Raw genomic sequence first — 20,952 nt, forward strand, 5'->3', positions numbered from 1 at the left:
AACTCGAACATGTTGGCGGTGTCGATGCCGAACTCCGACACCTTCCCCGCGTTCGTCGACAACGCCACGAAGTGCTTCGCGACCGCTTCCTGATCCGCCCTCAGCCCGGTCAGCAGCCACGAGCGTGCCGAGGTGGCGTTGGTGATGGTCTCGATGGTGGTGAAGGTCTTGGAGGCGATGATGAACAGCGTCTCGGCCGGGTCGAGGTCGTGGGTGGCCTCGTGCAGGTCGGCGCCGTCCACGTTGGACACGAAACGGACCGTGAGGTCGCGGTCGGTGAACGAGCGCAGCGCCTCGTAGGCCATCGCGGGGCCCAGGTCGGAGCCTCCGATGCCGATGTTCACCACGTTCTTGATGCGCTTGCCGGTGTGACCGGTCCATTCGCCCGAACGGACCCGGTCGGCGAACTGGGCCATCTTGTCCAGGACCGCGTGCACGGCCGGCACCACGTTCTCACCGTCGACCTCGACGACCGCGTCCCGCGGGGCGCGCAGCGCGGTGTGCAGCACCGCCCGCCCCTCCGTGACGTTGATCTTCTCGCCCCGGAACATGGCGTCCCGCAGCCCGAACACGTCCGTCGCGGTGGCCAGGTCACGGAGCAGGCGCAGCGTCTCGTCGGTGACGAGGTGCTTGGAGTAGTCGATGTGCAGATCCCCGACCTGGAGCGTGTAGCCGGTGCCGCGCCCGGGTTCGGCTGCGAACAGGTCCCTCAGACCGGTGTCCGCGAGTTCCTCGCGGTGCTTGGCCAGAGCGCTCCACTCGGGGGTCTGGTTGAGCCTGGTACGGCTTTCTGCGTTCATCTCGGACTTCAGCCTTCTTTCCTGCCTGTGCTGCTGCGTACCTTGCCCCACTACCGGTCCCAACCTAATTGATCAGGGCTTGACGCGAGCTGTCGTCGCGCCGTCGTCCGGCTCAACAACAGATACGTCCGGCTTGAGCGCAGGTATCAGCGAGGTGACGGCGAGGGCGAAGAGGACCGCCGCCAGGAGGGCGGGCCCGTTCAGCCCGTACGCCCCTGCCACGGCGCCGCCGAGCAGGGCGCCGAGCGGGGCTCCCGAGGTCGAGGTGGTGCGGAAGGCGGCGCTGATGCGGCCCACCATGGATTCCGGACTGCGCTGCTGCATCAGCGTGACCTGGTTGACGTTCCACACCATGTTCATCAGTCCGAGCAGTGTCATGCCCGCGAGGAGGGCGCCGAGGTGCCGGACGGTGCCGACGAGCAGCAGCGACGACGTCTGGACGCATCCGGCCACCAGCAGGCTCCGGGCCCGTCCGACCCGCCCGGCGACACGCTGGGCGAGGAAGCCGCCGCAGAAGCTGCCGACCGCGTACGCCGTCATCGCCGCCGCGTACCCCGCGTCCCCCGTGTGCAGCCAGTGCGTGACGTGCAGGACGAGGGTGGCGATGAGCGCGCCCATGCCGATGTTGCACAGCAGGGTGGCCGTGCACACCGCGCGCAGCACCCGGTCGCCCCACAGGGCGCGCAGGCCGGCGGACACCTCGGCACGGAGCGTGCTGCCCGCGGGGCGGGGCTCCCGCCGGGGCGGCCGTATCCGCAGGGAGGCGACGAGCGCGGCGGCGAGGAGGTAGGTGACGGCGTCCGCCGTGAACGGCACGGCGGCCCCGGCGGCGAGCAGCAGCGGCACGAAGGGGCCGGCGAGCAGGCCGCCCGCGAGCTGCTGGCCGGTCATCAGCCGGGCATTGGCGCTGCCGAGGGCCTCGCGGTCCACCAGGGACGGCAGCAGCGCCGTGGACGCGTTGTCGAAGAGCGTCTGGAGGGTGGTCAGGCTGAAGGCCAGCGCGATCAGCAGGACGATCGAGGCGTGTCCGAGCGCCACGGTCAGGGCGAAGCCGGCCACCAGTGCGCCGCGCACGGCGTCCACGGCCCCCATGGCCCGCCGCTGGTCCACCCGGTCGGCGATCGCGCCCCCGAGCAGCCCGAACAGGAGCCAGGGGAGATAGCCGCAGGCGGTGACGGAGGCGATGACGAGCGGGTCGTCGGTGAGCCGCACGGCGAGCAGGGGCAGGGCGGAGTTGCGCAGCGCGTCCCCGAACCGCGACACCACGGCCGCCGTCCACAGCCTGCCGAATCCGCCGCGCCACGCGGGCGGGCGCACGCCCGCCGCCTCCGCCGTCGTCACAACGCCCCCTCCGGTTCCACCACTTCGAGAACCGTAAGGGCCGCCACTGACAATCGGCCTCGGAGCGGCCGGGGACATGGCACGTCCGGCTCCGCGGCCCGACCGCGCATCCCGACCGCGCGCATCTCGGCGGCGCATCTCGGCGGCGCATCTCGGCCGCGACGCGGACCACCGACCGCGCACCGCCCGGCCCGGGCACAGTCGCTCACGCCCGCGCACTCCGTCACGGCCCACGCCGTTCGGCCACGCACCCCGGCGCGGCTCGGCCGTCAGGTCACGGGCCCGCCGCCCCTGCGCCACATCGGCCGGGAGCGGGCACCGCCCAGGCCGTACTGCCCCGGACACCCGTCCACGCTAGCCCGGCACAGGCCGAGCCACCCGGCCGCGAACCCTGGCAAGGCGGGAGCCAACGGCCCACGGACTCCGTCACGACCCGAGCCACCGGACCATGCACACCGGCGCGCCGCGAGCCATCCGGTCACGCACACCGGCGCGCCGCGAGCCACCGAAGCACGCACACCGGCACGGCGCGAGCCACTCGACGGCGTGCACCGGCACGGCCCGAGCCATCCGGCCACGCACACCGGTCCGGCCCGCCATGCGGCCACGCACACCGGTCCGGCCCGCCGTCCGGTCATGGCCCGTCGGGCCCGCACCGCATCGGCTCCGGGCGCGGGACCCTCGAGGCCGTACCTCGGCCGCTTGCGGCGGTGCGTGCCGCGAAGGGGGCCGCCGAACAGCTCCGGCCAGGCACCCGTGGGTACCCGGCCGGTGTCAACTTCTAGATCTCGCCCCGCAGTTTGGCGAGCGCTTCGGCGAGGATCGCCTCGCCGTCCGCGTCGCTGCGGCGCTCCCGTACGTACGCGAGGTGCGTCTTGTAGGGCTCGGTGCGCGGCGGGTCCGGCGGGTTGTCCCGGTCCTGTCCTGCGGGGAAGCCGCAGCGCGGGCAGTCCCAGGTCTCGGGAACCTGCGCGTCGCTGGCGAAGCTGGGCTGAGTCTCGTGTCCGTTGGAGCACCAGAAGGAGATGCGCAGCCGGGGTGCGGACTCGCCGCGCTCGGCCTCACCCATCGGCCCCGCCCCGACCCGGCTTCCTCGGATCGCGTTGCCACTTGCCACGGTCGTAACTCCCTGCGTGATGGTGCCGCGAAGCGAGTCGGCGTGACGCTTCGCTGCGAGCGCCTCAGTCTACGTAAGGCCCAACGCGCGTCCAGTGATTGGAGTTACATCCCCACCCCTAGACGCAAGCCCCATGATAGGCCGCGCCTGAGGGCGCGTACCGGACATGGGGCCTTACGTGCGGAATGTGCTTGCCTGATGTGCAGTTGTGCTGCCGTACCGATGTCGGTCGGTGATCAGTTGTTGACCTTCATCAGGATTCCGAGCACGACGATGCACGCGAACCAGAGCAGACCGATCAGCAGGGTGATGCGGTCGAGGTTGCGCTCGGCGACCGAGGAGCCACCGACGGACGACTGCATGCCACCACCGAACATGTCGGAGAGGCCGCCGCCCTTCCCCTTGTGCATCAGCACGAGCAGCATCAGCAGCAGGCTGAAGACGATCAGGGCGATCGAGAACCCCAAAACCACGGCTGGACTCCCTTTCCGAGAAATTCCCTCGGATCTTGATGGACGACGGGGGCCGAAGCCTACTGGGTGAGCGGTCCGCTCACTTTTCGAGGCTCCCGGCCCCCGCAAGGGTACGACGTATCGCGGCTACCGCATACTCACTGGTCGCGGAACCGGACGATCTTGACGAACTCGTCGGCGTCCAGGGAGGCGCCGCCGACCAGGGCACCGTCGATGTCGGGCTTCGCCATGATCTCGGCGACGTTCCCGGACTTCACGGAGCCGCCGTACTGGATGCGGACCTGGTCGGCCAGCTCCTGGGTGTACAGCTCGGCGAGCTTGCCGCGGATCGCCGCACAGACCTCCTGGGCGTCGTCGGCCTCGCAGACCTTGCCGGTGCCGATCGCCCAGACGGGCTCGTACGCGATCACGACGGACTCGGCCTGCTCGGCCGGCAGGTCCTTGAGACCGCCCTCGACCTGCGTGAGCGTGTACGAGACGTGGTTGCCCTCCTCGCGGACCTCCAGCTCCTCGCCGACGCACAGGATCGGGGTCAGGCCGTGCTTGTAGGCCGCCTTGACCTTGGCGTTCACGATCTCGTCGGTCTCGGCGTGGTACTGGCGGCGCTCGGAGTGCCCGACGGCCACGTAGGTGCACTTCAGCTTGGCCAGCATCGAGCCGGAGATCTCGCCGGTGTAGGCGCCGGAGTCGTGCGCCGAGAGGTCCTGGGCACCGTACTTGATCTTCAACTTGTCGCCGTCGACCAGCGTCTGCACCGAGCGCAGGTCGGTGAAGGGCGGCAGGACGGCGACCTCGCAGGCCTCGTAGTCCTTGTCGGCCAGGGCGAAGGCGAGCTTCTGGACGTGCGCGATGGCCTCAAGGTGGTTGAGGTTCATCTTCCAGTTGCCCGCCATGAGCGGCGTGCGCGTGCTCATGCTTGGTCAGTCCTCCAGTGCGGCGAGGCCGGGGAGCGTCTTGCCCTCGAGGTATTCGAGGGAGGCGCCGCCACCGGTCGAGATGTGGCCGAATGCCTTCTCGTCGAAGCCCAGCGTGCGGACGGCCGCGGCGGAGTCGCCACCGCCGACGACCGTGAAGGCCGGGGAGTCGATGAGGGCCTGGGCGACCGCCTTGGTGCCCTCGGCGTAGTCGGGGTGCTCGAAGACGCCCATCGGACCGTTCCAGAAGACGGTGGCCGCGTCGGCGAGCTTCGAGGCGTACAGCTTGCGGGTCTCGGGACCGATGTCCAGACCCTCCTGGTCGGCCGGGATGGCGTCCGCGGCGACGGTGGTGGGGTTGGCCGGGGCCTTCGTCTTGAGGTCGGGGAACTCCGTGGAGACGAGGACGTCCACGGGGAGGACGAGTTCGACGCCGTTCTTCTCGGCGCGCTCCATGTACTCCTTGACGGCCGGGACCTGGTCCTCCTGGAGGAGGGAGATGCCGACCTCGTACCCCTTGGCCTTGAGGAAGGTGTAGGCCATGCCGCCGCCGATGAGCAGGCGGTCGGCCTTGCCGAGCAGCTCGTCGATGACGGCGAGCTTGTCGGAGACCTTGGCGCCGCCGAGCGCGACCACGTAGGGGCGCTCGACGTCGTCGGTGAGCCTCTTCAGGACGCCGACCTCGGTGGCGATGAGGTAGCCGGCGTAGTGCGGGAGGCGGGCCGGGAGGTCGTACACGGAGGCGTGCTTGCGGTGCACGGCGCCGAAGCCGTCACCGACGTAGACGTCGGCGAGCGCGGCGAGGCGGTCCGCGAACTCGCCGCGCTCGGTGTCGTCCTTGGACGTCTCACCGGCGTTGAAGCGGAGGTTCTCGATGACCGCGACCTGGCCGGGCTGGAGGCCGTCGACGGCGTCGTGGGCGGCGGGGCCGACGGTGTCCTGCGCGAAGGCGACGGGGGCATCGAGGAGTTCGCCGAGCCGCTCGGCGGCGGGCAGCAGCGAGAAGGCCGGGTCGGGCGCTCCCTTGGGGCGGCCCAGGTGCGAGGCGACGATCACCTTGGCACCCGCGTCGGCGAGAGCCTTGACGGTGGGCAGGACGGCGCGGATACGGCCGTCGTCGGTGATGCGGCCGTCGGCCAGCGGCACGTTCAGGTCGGCGCGGACGAAGACCCGCTTGCCGTCCACGCCCGCGGCGAGAAGTTCGTCGATCGTCTTCATGAGTGGACTCCTAGGAGGGCTCTATCCGGAGAGCTGGACGATACGTGCACAGAGCAGGGCCCGGACAACGCGCCTTTGCGCTGCCCGAGCCCTGCTCTCACGTCTGTGTACCTGCTCCGGACCTAGAGCTGGCCGCCGACGAAGACCGTGAGGTCGACGAGGCGGTTGGAGTAACCCCACTCGTTGTCGTACCAGCCGAGGATCTTCACCGAGTTGCCCTCCTGGACCATGGTCAGGGAGGAGTCGAAGGTGCAGGAGGCCGGGTCGCCGACGATGTCCGAGGAGACGATCGCGTCCTCGGTGTAGGTCAGGTAACCCTTGAGGTCGCCGTCGTCGGAGGCCTTCTTGAACGCGGCGTTGACCTCGTCCTTGGTGACCTCGCGCTGCAGCGTCACGACCAGGTCGGTGGCCGAGCCGGTCGGGACCGGGACGCGCATCGCGATGCCGTCCAGCTTGCCCTTGAGCTGCGGGAGCACCAGGGCGGTGGCCTTGGCGGCACCGGTGGTGGTCGGGATGATGTTCTCGGCGGCGGCGCGGGCGCGGCGCAGGTCCGAGTGCGGGAAGTCCAGGATGCGCTGGTCGTTGGTGTACGCGTGCACCGTGGTCATCAGACCCTTGACGATGCCGAAGTTCTCGTCGAGGACCTTCGCCATCGGCGCCACACAGTTGGTGGTGCAGGAGGCGTTGGAGATGACGTTGTGCTTCGCCGGGTCGTACTTGTCCTGGTTGACGCCCATCACGATCGTGATGTCCTCGTCCTTGGCCGGAGCCGAGATCAGGACCTTCTTGGCGCCGCCGGCGATGTGCTTCTCGGCGTCGGCCTTCTTGGTGAAGATGCCGGTCGACTCGATGACGATGTCGACGCCCAGCTCGCCCCACGGGATGTCGGCGGGGTTGCGCTCGGACAGCACCTTGATGGTGTGGCCGTCGACGGTGATCGTGTCGGCGGTGTGCGACACCTCGGCCTTCAGACGGCCCAGGATGGTGTCGTACTTGAGCAGGTGAGCGGTGGTCGCGGTGTCACCCAGGTCGTTGACAGCCACGATCTCGATGTCAGCACCCTGCTCCAGCAGCGCGCGGAAGTAGTTACGACCGATGCGGCCAAAGCCGTTGATGCCTACGCGGATCGTCACGAACCGATCTCCTCGTTGGTACGCCGGTTTCGAGACCGGCGAGCTGTATGGGATGTCCCCGACCGCCTACGACCCTACCTCCCTGAGGCGGCTGTGGTGACATCCAGATGCCCCATACACGGCAGGGCGTTCCGTACCCGCCAGTAGGGGTACGGAACGCCCTCCGCGTTGACGACGCTGTCACACAGAGTCAGCCGCGCAGCGCCGTCAGTGCCTTGCCGACGAGGGCCGCACGGTCGGCCGCCGCGGTGACGTGCTCAAGGCCGAAGCCGAGCAGCACGGTGTCCTTCGTGGTGACCGCTCCATACGTCTTGAAGAGCTCCCCGTAACGCGCCCAGTCCTTCAGGACGGCCGGGCTGCCCGGGGGCGGACCGGAGACCTTCCAGGGCCCGAAGGATGTCTCGAAGCCTTCGGTCTCGGTGGCCGTGCCGCCGACGACGACGGAGGCGTCGTCCGCGAGGACGCCGTGCCCGCCGCTGCCCGGGTCGGTGATGTAGGCGAGGGAGACCTCGACCGACTTGCCGGCGTACGCGCTCAGGTCGAAGGAGACCTGCTGCCATCCGCTGGAGGCACCCGTGAAGCTGTTCCACACGCCGCTGGTGCCGGTGTTGGTGCAGCCGGTGGAGTTCACGGTCAGGTACCGCTTGAGCCAGGGGTGTTCCCTGACGAGGAACCCTGCCTCGCACTCCGTGGGAACCGCGGTGCTGGTGGCGCCGCCCGCCTCCGGGAGTGTCGTCCAGTCGTCGGCCCCGGTCGTGTGGGCTTCGAGCACCGCGTGGTCGTAACCGGGCTCGGTGTCCCACAGCAGTTGGGTGCGCAGCGTCGGCCTGTCGGCGGCGCTGACCCCGGTGAGGTCGATGGTGCGGGTGAGTCGCTTGTAGCCGTCGTCGGTGTGCACGGCGGCGGCCATGGAGGAGCCCGCGTAGGGCCCGTACGGGTTGACGGTGCCGGCGAACTGGCCCGCTCCGGCGCTGGACGCGAACTGCGGGTACTGCGTGGCCGACAGCGAGTCCGAGGTGACGGCGTACGTGCCGGCCGCGTTCAGCGGGTTGCCGGGCGCGTCGCCGAGCGCTCCCGTGGCACCGGCGAGCTTCCCGGCTCCGTTGAAGCCCTTGGCGCCCGGCGTGGACGTACGCGAGTAGGCGCCCAGGTAGTACTGGCTGAAGTCGTTCGAGAGGGTGCCGCCGCCGAGGTCGACGCTGCCGCCGGCCAGCTCGCCGGCCTCGATCAGCTTGCCGCCCTCGTTGAGGAACGCCCGCAGCTGGAGCTGGGTCGCGTTGCCCGGCCGTACGCCGCCCGTGTAGTGCACGACCGTCTTGACGTGGGCGAGCACACCGAGCGCGTCGGGCGCGCCCTGTGTCGCGACGTCCCAGACCAGCGGCTTTCTGCCATTGGCCTTGAGCGCGTCGACGTATGTCTGGGCCTGCGAGGCGGTCGCGCCCTCCTCGGCGACGACGAGCGTGTCGACACGGGGCAACTCGGCCACGGTGTAGGTGAAGTGCGTGCTGGAGGTGGGCTTGCCGCTCTTCGTCTCACCGGTGAACCAGACCTCGACCTTGTCGCCGGGGCCGCCGTCCTGGACCTTGGCCCGGTACTCGTCGAAGTAGAGGTTGTCGTCACCGCCGTAGGTCTCGCCGCCGCGCCAGGGCCGCAGCGTCATGTCGTGCGTGCGTCCGCCGTTGACGCGGTACTTGAGCTCCTTGTCGCGCACGGACTTGCGGACGACGACGGAGACCTCCTGGTCGGCGCCGCGGGAGTACGAGGTGGTGAACGCGGCCGGCGTGAAGTCGGGCGCGGCGATGCCGACCGAGGAGGACGGCTGGTCGGGGTGGCTCGCCGTCTCGGCGACGGAGAGCGCGAAGGGGACGTTCTTCTGGAACTCCTGCTGGATCAGCTTCTCGTCGTCCGGGAAGGTGAAGACAGAGGCGCAGTCCGCCGCGTTCCAGGCGTCGTTCGGATCGAGGTTCGACGCGGTCTGACAGGTCGACATCTCGGGGGTGAACATCGCGATGCCGTTGACGTTGCCCGCGTGGCCGTCCGCCTCACCGTTGGTGGTGTAGAGCTCGGAGGAGACCTGCGGGTGGTATCCGGGGATCGCCGAGTTCTCGGGCGTCCCGGCGAGCGACTTGTAGAGCACGTCGTCGGGCGTCGGCGTCGCGACCTGCCAGCCGACTCCGTACAGGAGCAGCTCGGCGGCCGAGTGGTAGTTGATGCCGTACGTGAAGCCGATGCGCTTCTCGAAGGCGTCGAGGGCCTTGGTCTCGGGCTCGGAGGCGGGGCTCGTGCCGCGGTAGGTCTCACTGGTGGGGTTCGGGGACGAACCCTCGTCGTCGTAGCCCCACTTGTAGGCGAAGTTGCGGTTGAGGTCGACGCCGTCGCCGGTGGAGATGACCCCGTCGCCGTTCACGTCGCGGAGGTTCTTGCGCCACTGGCGCGTGTCCTCGCCCTGGAACGTGTAGTCGTAGCCGTCGGGGTTGGCGGACAGCACGAACCACAGCTCGGTGGAGTCGACGATCTTCTTGACGCGCTTGTCCGTCTTGTAGTTGTCCAGGTAGTAGTGCATCAGACGCCGCGTCATCTCCGGCGTGATCCACTCGCGCGCGTGCTGGTTGGACATGTACAGCACCGACGGTTTGGCGCCGTCCGTGGTCTTCTTGGCGCCCTTGGTGAGCTTGAGCGCCAGGATGTCCTGACCCTTGAGGGTCTTGCCGATGGAGACGACCTTGGTGAGACCGGGGTTCTGCTGCGCCGTCCGGACGATCTCCTCCTGGAGATTGCCCTTGCCGCTGTACGGACGGAACACGCCCTGGGCCGCGTCCTCGACGCGGTCCTCGGCCTTGGCCGAGAGGGTGTGCTCGGTGAGTTCGACGCCCTGCTGCTCCAGCTTTCCGGCCTGCTGGTCGGTGGCGTAGACCTCGACCGTCGTCTTCCCGTTCTTCCAGGTCTGGTCGCCGAGTTCGTGGCCGTCCTGTCCGGCCGCGAGCAGCAGGGGTATCTGCTGCTTGGTGACCTCGGCACGGAACACCTTCACGGCGTTCGCGTCGGGCTTGGGTGAACTTCCGTTCTGCGCCTGGGCGATGGGTGTCGTTCCCGCACCGCCCAACAGGAGCGCGCCGGTGGCGAGGATCGCTCTCGCTCTTCGTCTCATGAGCCCCCCTTGCACTGGTCCGCCACAGCAGCGAACAGATGCCAGGCTCATGACACTTCATGATCGAGTCAAGAGTGCCTCAAGGACGAACAAACGCCGGTGCCGACACCCAAGTGGGCCACGGCACCGGCGTATTGACGATCGACACGAGGCGGGACCTCCGGGCTCCGGGCTCCGGGCTCCGGGCTCCGGGCTCCGGGCTCCGGGCTCCGGGCTCCGGGCTCCGGGCTCCGGGCTCCGGGCTCCGGGGATCGTGGGCCGCCCGGGGTCAGCCGACGAGGTTGTCCGCCATCTCCTCGGTGAGGTTCGACTCCGTACCGGGGATGCCGAGGTCCTGGGCCCGCTTGTCGGCCATCGCCAGCAGACGGCGGATACGGCCCGCGACGGCGTCCTTCGTCAGTGGCGGGTCGGCGAGCGCCCCCAGCTCCTCCAGGGAGGCCTGCTTGTGCTCCATGCGCAGCCGGCCGGCGGCGGCGAGGTGCTCCGGCACCTCGTCGGCGAGGATCTCCAGGGCACGCTGCACGCGGGCCCCGGCGGCGACGGCGGCACGGGCCGAGCGACGCAGGTTGGCGTCGTCGAAGTTGGCGAGGCGGTTCGCGGTGGCACGGACCTCGCGGCGCATCCGCCGCTCCTCCCAGGCCAGCACCGACTCGTGGGCACCCAACCGGGTGAGCAGCGCGCCGATCGCGTCACCGTCCCGGACGACCACGCGGTCCACGCCGCGCACCTCACGGGCCTTCGCCGCGATCGAGAGCCGGCGGGCGGCGCCGACCAGGGCGAGCGCGGCCTCCGGACCGGGGCAGGTCACCTCCAGCGAGGAGGACCGGCCCGGCTCGGTGAGCGAGCCATGTGCGAGGAACGCTCCGCGCCAGGCCGCCTCCGCGTCACAGGTGGCCCCCGAGACCACCTGTGGCGGCAGTCCTCGGATCGGGCGGCCGCGACCGTCCACCAGACCCGTCTGACGCGCCAGCTGGTCGCCGCCCGCGACGACGCGCACGACGTAGCGGGAGCCGCGGCGCAGTCCGCCGGGCGCCATCACGATCAGTTCGGAGCTGTGGCCGAAGATCTCCAGGATGTCCCGCTTCAGGCGGCGTGCCGCCATCGCGGTGTCCAGCTCCGCCTCGATCACGATGCGGCCGCTCACCAGGTGGAGGCCGCCGGCGAACCGCAGAATGGCGGAGACCTCCGCCTTTCTGCAGCAGGTCCGCGTGACGGGAAGCCGGGAGATCTCGTCCTTCACCGCTGCCGTCATCGCCATGGGCCGATCCTTCCATGCATCCGAAAAATACGGTCGTACGCGGCTGCCAACAGCTCCGGGTCGTGCCGCGGAGATCCGTCGGTCCGGGCCACCGGCGCCAGCTCGACCGCGGCGCCGAACCCCTTGGCGGCGTCGGTGAGTGAGTCGCGGTCGGGCACGGCGGCCACGTCGGCCAGCACCACGTCCAGGGCGAGTTTAGGGGCGTGTCGCCCCAAAACCTCCAAATGACGCTGCGGGGAGAAGCCTTCGGTTTCTCCGGGCTGCGGGGCGAGGTTCAGGGAGAGTACCCGGCGGGCCTTGGTCTGCGTGAGCGCGTCCAGCAGCTCCGGGACCAGCAGATGCGGGATGACCGAGGAGAACCAGGAGCCCGGGCCGAGGACCACCCAGTCCGCGTCCAGGACCGCCGCCACCGCCTCGGGGACGGCCGGCGGGTCGTGCGGCACGACGTGCACGGACTGCACCTCGCCGGGCGTGAGGGCCACCGTGGCCTGGCCCCGTACCGTGTCGACGTCGTCGGGCCGGTCCGGGTCGTGGCCCTTGACCAGGGCCTGCAGTTCCAGGGGGACGGCGGACATGGGCAGCACCCTGCCCTGCGCGCCCAGGAGTCTGCCGACCAGGTCCAGCGCCTGGACGTGGTCGCCGAGCTGCTCCCAGAGGGCGACGATCAGCAGATTGCCGACGGCGTGTTCGTGCAGGTCGCCCTTGGACTGGAAGCGGTGCTGGATGACCCGCGCCCAGGTCTGACCCCAGTCGTCGTCGCCGCACAGCGCGGCCAGCGCCTTGCGCAGGTCGCCGGGCGGCAGGACGCCCAGCTCGTCGCGCAGGCGCCCGCTGGAGCCTCCGTCGTCGGCCACGGTGACGACGGCGGTGAGGTCGCCGGTGATCCGGCGCAGCGCGGCGAGCGAGGCGGACAGGCCCATGCCGCCGCCGAGGGCGACGACCTTGGGCTGGGTGCCCCGACGGCGCGGGCGCCCGCCGCGCGCCTCGGCGGTCGCACCACCCCGTCCTTCCGGGATGGTCCGCCGCAGCCTGCTCAGCCGCAGTGCGGCACGTCCTGTCATTCGCGTCCCATGTCACGGTGCACGACGACGGTCTCCACACCCTGGGAGGCGAGTCGCGCGGCGAGCTTCTCGGAGGTGGCGACCGAGCGGTGCTTGCCGCCGGTGCAGCCGACCGCGATGGTCACATACCGCTTGCCCTCGCGGCGATACCCGGCGGCGATGAGCTGGAGCAGCTCGGCGTAGCGGTCGAGGAACTCCTTGGCGCCCGGCTGGTTGAAGACGTAGGCCGCGACCTCTTCGTTCAGGCCGGTGAAGGGGCGCAGCTCCGGCACCCAGTGCGGGTTGGGCAGGAAGCGCATGTCCACCACCAGGTCGGCGTCGACCGGCAGGCCGTACTTGAAGCCGAAGGACATGACGGTGGCCCGCAGCTCGGGCTCCTCCTCGCCCGCGAACTGGGCGTCCATCTTGGCGCGCAGCTCGTGCACGTTCAGGCTGGAGGTGTCGATCACCAGGTCGGCGTCGCCGCGCAGCTCGCGCAGCAGCTCGCGCTCGGCGTCGATGCCGTCGACGATGCGGCCGTCGCCCTGGAGGGGGTGCGGGCGGCGCACCGACTCGAAGCGGCGCACCAGGGCCTCGTCGGAGGACTCCAGGAACACGATCCGCCGGGTGACGTGCTTCGACTCCAGGTCGGCGAGGGACTCGCGGAGGTTGTCGAAGAAGCGGCGGCCGCGGACGTCGACGACGACCGCGATCCGCGCCACGTTGCCCTGGGACCGGGCGCCGAGCTCCACCATGGTGGGGATCAGGGCGGGCGGCAGGTTGTCGACGACGAACCAGCCGAGGTCCTCCAGACACTTGGCCGCGGTGGAGCGGCCGGCTCCGGACATGCCGGAGATGATCACCAGCTCGGGGATGGCCGCCTCGGGGACCCCGGCCGTCTCGATGCCCGTACCCACTTGTGCTCCGTCTTCCTGGGGTGCTTCGCCCGCCAGGTGATCCTCGCTTGCTTTCCTTTGTGCCTCGTCCGCGGGCGCCGCGTGCGGCGCTTCGTGTGCGGGCGCTTCTTGTGCGGCACGGGCCCCTGGGCCCTGCGGCTGCTGTTGTTGTTCGCGCGCGTCGTGCTCGGTCATGTCTCCTGCCCCCGTCGCTCGTCAGAGGCGCCCGCGGTCACGGGCTCCTCCGGGGAGCCCGCCGTCGATTCGGGCGCCCCGTCTTCCTCGTCTCCCATGATCTCTCCAGTCGCCGTGTTCACGGCGGGCGCGGCCGGGGCCGCCTGGGCGAGTGCCACGGCGATGGTCTCCGCCGTCTTGCGGCCTATGCCGGGAACCTCGCAGATCTGGTCGATTGTCGCGGATCGCAGCTTTTTGACCGAACCGAAGTGCTTGATCAGCGCCTGTTTGCGCGTCTCGCCCAGGCCCGGCACGTCGTCCAGGGGGCTGGACCGGAAGCGCTTGGCCCGCTTGGTGCGCTGGTAGGTGATCGCGAAGCGATGGGCCTCGTCACGGACCCGCTGGAGCAGGTAGAGGCCCTCGCTGGTGCGCGGCAGGACGACCGGGTCGTCCTCCTCCGGCAGCCAGACCTCCTCCAGACGTTTGGCCAGGCCGCACACCGCGATGTCGTCGATGCCCAGCTCGTCGAGGGCCTTCTTCGCCGCGGCGACCTGGGGCTGTCCGCCGTCGACCACGACGAGCTGGGGCGGGTAGGCGAACCGCTTGGGACGGCCGTCCTCCTCGGTGAGCGCGCCCTCGCCGTCGGCCCACTCCCCCGTCTTCTCCTTCTCCGCGAGGTAGCGCCGGAAGCGGCGGGTGATCACCTCGTGCATCGAGCGGACGTCGTCCTGGCCCTCGAAGCCCTTGATCTGGAAGCGGCGGTACTCGCTCTTGCGCTGGAGCCCGTCCTCGAAGACGACCATCGAGGCCACCACGTCGTCGCCCTGAAGGTGGGAGATGTCGTAGCACTCGATCCGCAGCGGCGCGCTGTCCAGGTCGAGGGCGTCGGCGATCTCCTCCAGAGCGCGCGAGCGGGTGGTCAGGTCGGACGCGCGCTTGGTCTTGTGCAGGGCGAGCGACTGGAGCGCATTGCGCTGGACGGTCTCCATCAGCGCCTTCTTGTCGCCGCGCTGCGGGATGCGCAGCGACACGTTCGAACCGCGGCGCTCGGTGAGCCATTCCTGGACCGGCTCCACGGGGGTGGGCAGGGCCGGGACGAGCACCTCCTTGGGGACGGAGTCGCCCTTCTCCTCGCCGTAGAGCTGCTGGAGCGCGTGCTCGACCAGGTCACCGGTGGTGACGGCCTCCACCTTGTCCGTGACCCAGCCGCGCTGGCCGCGCACGCGCCCGCCGCGTACGTGGAAGATCTGCACGGCGGCTTCGAGCTCGTCCTCGGCGACGGCGATCAGATCGGCGTCGGTCGCGTCGGCGAGCACGACCGCGTTCTTCTCCATGGCCTTCTTCAGGGCCTCGATGTCGTCGCGGAGGCGGGCCGCCCGCTCGTACTCCATCTCCTCGGCCGCGTCGGTCATCTGCTTCTCCAGGCGGCGGAGGTACGTCCCCGTACGGCCTGCCATGAAGTCGCAGAACTCCTCTGCCAGTTCGCGGTGCTCCTCGGCGGGGACACGTCCCACGCACGGGGCGGAGCACTTGCCGATGTAGCCGAGGAGACAGGGGCGGCCGGTGCGGGCCGCGTTCTTGAAGACGCCCGCGGAGCAGGTGCGGACGGGGAAGACACGCAGCAGCAGGTCCACGGTGTCGCGGATCGCCCACGCGTGGCCGTAGGGGCCGAAGTAGCGCACGCCCTTCTTCTTCTGGCCGCGCATCACCTGTACGCGGGGGAACTCCTCGTTCATCGTGACCGCGAGGTACGGATAGCTTTTGTCGTCGCGGTACTTGACGTTGAACCGGGGGTCGAACTCCTTGATCCAGCTGTACTCCAGCTGAAGCGCCTCGACCTCCGTGGACACCACCGTCCACTCCACCGACGCGGCCGTCGTGACCATGGTGCGGGTGCGGGGGTGGAGATTGGCCAGGTCCTGGAAGTAGTTCGCCAGGCGCTGGCGCAGGCTCTTCGCCTTTCCGACGTAGATCACCCGGCGGTGCTCGTCGCGGAATTTGTACACCCCGGGCGAGTCCGGGATCTGTCCCGGCTTGGGGCGGTAGCTGGAGGGGTCGGCCATGTCACACACCCTACTGGCGGGGACCGACAGCGCGGCGGGCTCCCGGCCCTGCCTGTGGACAGAACTCCCGGGGCGGCTCGGGCGCTCCAGCGGGCCCGTGTCACCGGCCCGCTCCGGCGGGGTGGCGACGACGCGGCACCGCGGGCCGGCGCCACTCCGCTAGCGCGACTCCAGGAACGTCAGCACCGCGAGGACCCGGCGGTGGTCGTCGGTGTCCTCCTGAAGCCGCAGCTTGCCCAGGATGCTGCGGACGTGCTTCTCGACCGTGCCCTCGGTGACCCACAGCCGTCGGCCGATCCCGGCGTTCGAGCGGCCCTCGGCCATCAGCGCCAGGACTTCGCGTTCCCGGGTGCTGAGCAACGACAGGGGATCGTCGCGCCGTCGCGCCGAGAAGAGCTCCTGGACCAGCGAGGGGTCGACGACGGAGCCGCCCTTGTGGATCCGGTCGAGCGATTCGGTGAACTCCTCCACGACGGTGATCCGGCTCTTGAGGAGATAGCCGACCTTGTGCCCGCCGGCCAGCAACTCCAGGGCGTCCTCGACCTCGACGTACGCCGACAGGACCAGGATGCCGGTGGCCGGGTGGCGCTCACGGATCGTGCGGGCGGCCTTGAGTCCCTCGGTCGAGTGGTCGGGGGGCATCCTTATGTCGACGATCGCCAGGTCGGGCAGCCGGTCGTCCACCAGCTCCAGGAGCCGCACGGCGTCACCCGCCTGACCGGCCACCTCGTAACCGGCCCGCTCGCACAGGCTTGCCAGGCCCTCCCTGAGCAGGACGTCGTCGTCGGCGAGCACGATCCGTCCCCGCGCGGGCTGTTGCGCTGCGTCCATGGTCACGGCCCCCTTGCCCGTCCCAGGCCGGACCGCGGGTCCGACGGGCTGGTGCGGTGCGTTCCCGACAGCGTCCCGGACCCTCGGTGTTACGGCTAGCGGGAAGGGGCTTTGGGGGCTGCCCATGACGACACCGGGGGCTTCCGGGGCGATGCTCGTAGCGGTGCCGACGCAAGGGCCGGCCGCTCCGGGCGAGGGGCGGTCAGGCACGGCCGAAGGGCTGCGGGAGATACGCGGCGGACACGGACCGAGGGATGACGGTGGTCGGTCCGTGTCCGCCCGTACGCCCGCGCGTATGCCCCTGTCGTGGGGCGGTGGGTGAGTCTCGTGGGCCGGTACGCCCGTGTCGTGGGCCGGTGCGCCCGCGGCACCCGGCGGCGCGTCCGCGTCCGACGCCGCCACGTCAGCGGCCTCTTGTCGGTACGTCCGCGCTCCGATGCCGGTACGCCTCCCTGCCGCAGGTCGGCGGGTGCGCGTGGGTCGGTCCGGCGTCCGGCTATCCGGGGCTCCTCCCCTGCTCCGCCGCGGGGGCGCTCCGCGCGGTGTCCGTGGTCGCCGGGAGCTCCGGGAACCGCGGGTGCCCAGGCCGCGGGTCCCGCAGCGGCAGTCGGACGGTCACGGTGGTGCCGCTCCCCCGCGGGCTGCCGACCGCGAGCCTGCCGCCGATCGCCTCGACGCGGTCGATCAGCCCGATCAGCCCCGAGCCGCCGCCCGGTTCGGCTCCTCCTGTGCCGTCGTCGCGGATGGACACCGTCAGGACGTCGTCGTACGTGTGGGCCTCGACCTGTACGACCGTGGCGTGCGCGTGCTTGACGGCATTGGTGAGGCACTCGGAGGTCACGTAGTAGACGGCGACCTCGGTCCGTTCCGGGAGACGGGCGGCGGGCAGCCGCAGGTCCAGTTCCACCGGGACGGCGGAGCGGCGGGCCAGGGCACGCAGCGCGGGACCCAGGCCGCCCTGCGAGAGGATCGCCGGGTGGATGCCCCGCGAGATCCGCAGAAGGTCCTCGAAGGCGTCGTCCAGGCCCTTGCCGAGGTGCGCCAACTGTTCGGCGAGCCCGGCGGGCCGGCCGTCCGTCAGAGACTCGGCCATCCGCAGCCCCAGCCGCAGCGTGACCAGTCGCTGCTGCACGCCGTCGTGCAGGTCGCGCTCGATCCGCCGCCGGGAGGCGTCCGCGGCGGCCATCACGCGCGCGCGTGACGCCGTGAGTTGGGCCCTGCTGTCGGCGTTGGCGATCGCGGCGGCGACGAGCTCGGTGAAGTCCGCGAGCCGGTGCTCGGTGCCCGGGGGCAAGGATTCCGGGCCCGTCGGGGCCGCGACGACGGCACCCCACAGACGGTCGTCGACGACGATCGGCGCACCGACCGAGCGTCCCGCGCGGGCCGCCCGGCGGGTCGAGGCCACGACGCGCGCCGCCTCCTCGCCCGCGCCACCGCCACCGCCTGCACTACCCGCGCCACCCGCACCGCCGCCACCACCTGCACTACCCGCGCCACCCGCACCGCCGCCACCACCTGCACTACCCGCGCCACCCGCACCGCCTGCACCTTCGGCCGGGAGCGGGCCGGGCGCAGGGCCCGTCCCGGATGCCGAGCCGAACGTGGGGACCACCCCGGCTGCCGGGCCCGGCGCGGGCACCGCCCCCGGTGCCGAGCCGAGCACCGTGGCGGCGCCGTCGGCCCCGTACCTCAGGACGGCGACGGCCCCGGTGCCCAGGACGAGTCCCACCTCGCGCGCGACCGCGGAGAACACCTCGCGCGGCGGGTCGCCACGGGCGACCAGGGTGGCGACGCGGCGCAGCGCGGCCTGCTCGCGGTCGGCGCGGCGGGTCCGGGTGACGTCGCGGGCGGCGGCGTAGACGAGCCCCTCGCCGGTCACCGGGCGGGCGCTCCACTGCAGCCAGACCTCGGTGCCGTCGTCGCGCACACAGCGGTTCTCGAACTCGGCGAGCGCGACGCCGTCGGCCAGCCGGTCGAGAGCGGCACGCGTGCGTTCCCGGTCCTCAGGGTGGGCGAGGTCCGTCCAGGACGTGCCGGAGAGCGTCGCGGCACCGTGGCCCAGAATCCGCTCGAAGGCCGGGTTGACGCGCTTGAAGCGGCCGTCGGTCCCGCAGATGCACAGCAGGTCGAGGGAGAGGTTGAAGACGCCCGCCAGTTCCCGTTCGGCCCTGCGGCGTCTGCCGTGCCCGGCGGCGAACGCCACCATGGTGGCGTTCATGTCGTCCAGCAGCCGGGCCCAGGTCCCGTGGAAGGCCGCGACGTCCGCGCGGTGACCGAGGCGGTTGTCGTCGATCGCGGTGCTCATGGCGCGGATCTCCGCGGTGAGCCGCGTGCTGATGAGGTGGAGTTCGCGCAGGCTGTCGGCGACGACACCGGTCTCGTCGCGCCCCCGGTAGTGGACCTCGTACGAGAGGTCTCCGTCGGCCAGGGCCCGGGCGCCCAGGGACACCTCGGCCAACGGCCGCACGACGGAACGGCGCAGTGCCAGGGTGAGGGCGAGGACGGCGCAGAGAACCCCTGCGAAGAGGGCGAGTTCGCGCTCACTCCGCTCCCGGGCGTCGGCCAGGTCGTGGTCGGTGTCGTCGGCGAGTTCGGCCGCCGCGGCGTGGGCGACCCCGCGCAGGGCGGTGAGCCGGTCGGCCGAGGCCGTCAGCCAACCGTCCGGGGAAGGGAGTTGCGTGCCGGAGTCGGCGGCGTCCACGAGAGCTTCCCGGAAGGCGCGCACGGTGCGCTCCGCGGGCTGTTCCAGCGCCGCCGAGAGGCGTTCGCGCAGCGGCCTTGAGGCCGCCTGGCGGAACGCGTCGAGCCGAGCCGCCTCCAGGGTGGGCCAGCCGTCGACGAGGCCGGTGTACCGGTCCGGGCTCTGCTCGGCGAGCAGGACGGCGAGTCGGGCGCGTTCGCGTTCGGCGGCCTCGACGGCGCCCAGGAGGGCCGTCCAGGCGTCGCCGGAGCGACGTGAGGCCCCTGCGGGCCGGCTGGAGACGAGGCGGCCGGCGGTGTCGAGCAGCCGCGTCGCCACGGCCGCGTACCGCTGCTCGGTGCGCAGCGGCGCACCGGCCCCGTCGCCCGGCTCCGGCCGGGCGGTTCGTAGTCGACCGCGCACGGAGTCGAGGACGCGGAGCACGCCGGGCCGGCCCCCGAGCCGCGCCACGCCGTCCTGTGCGGCGGCGTCCTGTGCGGCGGCGAGGGCGCGGTCGGTGGCGTTCCTGGCGGCTGCCCGTTCGGCGGACAGGCCGGCCCGGTCCGGGACCGTCCGGGCGAGGACCTCCGCGAGTCGTTCCCGGGCGACCGCCTCGTAGAGCCCTGCCGTCGCGTAGGACACCTGCGTCGCGGCCCGGTACTGCTCCAGAGTGCGCGTCTCGTGCCATCGGGCCAGGGCCGGGACGGCTGCGCAGGCGAGCAGCCCGGCGACCGGCAGCAGGACGAGCAGCGTCAGCCTGGTGCCCACCCTCACTCGTGCGAGCAGCGGCAGCCCGGTCCCGGATCCGCGTGTCCGATGCCGGGTGCGGGCCGTCTCGCGGATCCCCTGTCGGGTCCGGGCGCTCTCGCACGCCCGGTACCGGGCGCGGGGCGCGCGTGTCCGGTACCGGGGGCCCGCTCTCATGGCCCACCGGCCGGGTGGGCGGCGATGGGCACCTCACCGGCCGCCGGCAGGGCCGTGTCGCAGGCGCGTCGCCGCGCGACGGCGGGCGCGATCGCGTGGTTGTCGCTTCGGAGTGACGTCATCGAGCACCCCCATCCGGCCGACGGGACAGGGCCACTCCAGGGCACTGACATGCTACCGCGCGTGACCCTTCGAATGCTTTGCGTGAATACTAATCGGCTTTTCCGGCACAGGACTTCAGCACTTTCCGGGTAGCCGGAAGGCGCGCGGGCCCGGCCTGTTGGGAAGCTGTCCGCATGTCCATGCGCTGTCTCCTCGTCGACGACAGCGCCCACTTCCTGGAAGCCGCGTGCGCCCTGCTGGAACGTGGCGGGATGCAGGTCGTCGGTACCGCCTCCACGGGCGCGGAGGCCGTCGCGCGCGCCGGTGAGCTGGTTCCGGACGTCGCGCTGGTCGACATCGACCTCGACGGGGAGAACGGCTTCGAGGTGGCGGGCAGGCTCGCGGTCACCGTGCCCTCCGTCATCCTCATCTCGACGCACGCCCTGGAGGACTTCCAGGAACTCGTCGTGGCCAGCGCGGCCCGCGGCTTCCTGCACAAGTCGGCGCTTTCGGCGCGGGCGGTGAGGGAGTTGCTGGGGCGTGAGGACTAGGGCCGGCGGGGACGGCATGCGTGCGACCGCGGTCTCGGCGTGGTCGGCCGAGGAGTCGCCGCGCCCGCGGCGGGAGCCGCCGGGGCCCGGGGATCAGCGGCGCCTTCGGCGCACGGCTCGCACGGCACTGAGGACGAGGGCGACGAACGCGCCGACGCCCGCGATGACGGACGCGACGACGACCGCCGGGTCGGTGTGTTCCGCGCGCGCGGCAAGCACGCACAGCACGCTGTGGCGCATCGCGATGCTCCCGGGTGGGGGGTGAGGAGTGGAGGAGCGCTCCGGACGC

Annotated in this window: 17 protein-coding genes; 1 reads left to right on the forward strand and 16 read right to left on the reverse strand. The window is 71.3% G+C overall.

The features are described from left to right. The 15 genes from ABEB03_RS28215 to ABEB03_RS28285 form a co-directional block, all read right to left on the reverse strand. Window positions 1–800: glucose-6-phosphate isomerase (locus ABEB03_RS28215; RefSeq protein WP_459115353.1), on the reverse strand; the 800-nt coding region annotated here is incomplete at its 3' end. 72 nt (window positions 801–872) lie between these two features. Continuing rightward, complete coding sequence (locus tag ABEB03_RS28220) at window positions 873–2,141, reverse strand: MFS transporter (protein ID WP_345655388.1); 1,269 nt, start codon at window positions 2,139–2,141, stop codon at window positions 873–875. A 781-nt stretch (window positions 2,142–2,922) separates the two neighbouring features. After that, a complete protein-coding gene (locus ABEB03_RS28225) occupies window positions 2,923–3,258 on the reverse strand; it encodes an RNA polymerase-binding protein RbpA (protein WP_003976875.1) in 336 nt (111 codons plus the stop codon). Between the two features lie 236 nt (window positions 3,259–3,494). Next, window positions 3,495–3,725 (reverse strand): preprotein translocase subunit SecG, encoded by a 231-nt coding sequence (gene secG, locus ABEB03_RS28230; protein ID WP_218835031.1) that lies wholly within the window; start codon window positions 3,723–3,725, stop codon window positions 3,495–3,497. Between the two features lie 143 nt (window positions 3,726–3,868). Next, window positions 3,869–4,645, reverse strand: a complete 777-nt coding sequence (tpiA, locus tag ABEB03_RS28235; protein ID WP_345655391.1) for a triose-phosphate isomerase — start codon at window positions 4,643–4,645, stop codon at window positions 3,869–3,871. A 6-nt stretch (window positions 4,646–4,651) separates the two neighbouring features. Continuing rightward, window positions 4,652–5,863: a phosphoglycerate kinase gene (locus ABEB03_RS28240; protein WP_345655393.1), complete on the reverse strand. Its 1,212-nt coding sequence runs from the start codon at window positions 5,861–5,863 to the stop codon at window positions 4,652–4,654. A 122-nt stretch (window positions 5,864–5,985) separates the two neighbouring features. Then, complete coding sequence (gap, locus tag ABEB03_RS28245) at window positions 5,986–6,996, reverse strand: type I glyceraldehyde-3-phosphate dehydrogenase (protein WP_345655395.1); 1,011 nt, start codon at window positions 6,994–6,996, stop codon at window positions 5,986–5,988. A gap of 190 nt (window positions 6,997–7,186) precedes the next feature. Beyond that, a complete protein-coding gene (locus ABEB03_RS28250) occupies window positions 7,187–10,144 on the reverse strand; it encodes a M14 family metallopeptidase (protein WP_345655397.1) in 2,958 nt (985 codons plus the stop codon). 268 nt (window positions 10,145–10,412) lie between these two features. Then, window positions 10,413–11,402 carry a DNA-binding protein WhiA gene (gene whiA, locus ABEB03_RS28255; protein ID WP_345655399.1) on the reverse strand — a complete coding sequence of 330 codons (990 nt, stop codon included), beginning with the start codon at window positions 11,400–11,402 and terminating at the stop codon, window positions 10,413–10,415. Further along, window positions 11,393–12,463, reverse strand: coding sequence for a gluconeogenesis factor YvcK family protein (locus ABEB03_RS28260; RefSeq protein ID WP_345655401.1), 1,071 nt, complete (start codon window positions 12,461–12,463; stop codon window positions 11,393–11,395). The genes whiA and ABEB03_RS28260 overlap by 10 nt, the downstream gene beginning before the upstream one ends. Beyond that, window positions 12,460–13,533 carry an RNase adapter RapZ gene (rapZ, locus tag ABEB03_RS28265; RefSeq protein WP_345655403.1) on the reverse strand — a complete coding sequence of 358 codons (1,074 nt, stop codon included), beginning with the start codon at window positions 13,531–13,533 and terminating at the stop codon, window positions 12,460–12,462. The genes ABEB03_RS28260 and rapZ overlap by 4 nt, the downstream gene beginning before the upstream one ends. Next, entirely contained in the window at window positions 13,530–15,575 is a 2,046-nt protein-coding gene (uvrC, locus tag ABEB03_RS28270; protein WP_345655406.1) for an excinuclease ABC subunit UvrC, read from the reverse strand. The genes rapZ and uvrC overlap by 4 nt, the downstream gene beginning before the upstream one ends. A gap of 159 nt (window positions 15,576–15,734) precedes the next feature. Further along, window positions 15,735–16,406 carry a response regulator transcription factor gene (locus ABEB03_RS28275; RefSeq protein ID WP_345655408.1) on the reverse strand — a complete coding sequence of 224 codons (672 nt, stop codon included), beginning with the start codon at window positions 16,404–16,406 and terminating at the stop codon, window positions 15,735–15,737. Between the two features lie 496 nt (window positions 16,407–16,902). Beyond that, the gene (locus ABEB03_RS28280) at window positions 16,903–19,854 is read right to left on the reverse strand and encodes a PAS domain S-box protein (RefSeq protein WP_345655410.1); all 2,952 of its coding nucleotides are present in this window, start codon (window positions 19,852–19,854) and stop codon (window positions 16,903–16,905) included. Between the two features lie 152 nt (window positions 19,855–20,006). Further along, entirely contained in the window at window positions 20,007–20,132 is a 126-nt protein-coding gene (locus ABEB03_RS28285; RefSeq protein WP_345655412.1) for a hypothetical protein, read from the reverse strand. 174 nt (window positions 20,133–20,306) lie between these two features. On the opposite strand from ABEB03_RS28285, the gene ABEB03_RS28290 reads away from it, so the two are divergent. After that, window positions 20,307–20,663 carry a response regulator gene (locus ABEB03_RS28290; protein ID WP_345655414.1) on the forward strand — a complete coding sequence of 119 codons (357 nt, stop codon included), beginning with the start codon at window positions 20,307–20,309 and terminating at the stop codon, window positions 20,661–20,663. Between the two features lie 93 nt (window positions 20,664–20,756). On the opposite strand, the gene ABEB03_RS28295 is transcribed toward ABEB03_RS28290, so the two are convergent. Beyond that, on the reverse strand, window positions 20,757–20,903 hold the full coding sequence (locus tag ABEB03_RS28295) for a hypothetical protein (protein ID WP_345655416.1): 147 nt from the start codon (window positions 20,901–20,903) through the stop codon (window positions 20,757–20,759). Between the last annotated feature and the right edge of the window lie 49 nt (window positions 20,904–20,952).

Origin of the sequence: Streptomyces siamensis, assembly GCF_039543605.1 — a bacterium.
GTDB lineage: Bacteria > Actinomycetota > Actinomycetes > Streptomycetales > Streptomycetaceae > Streptomyces > Streptomyces siamensis.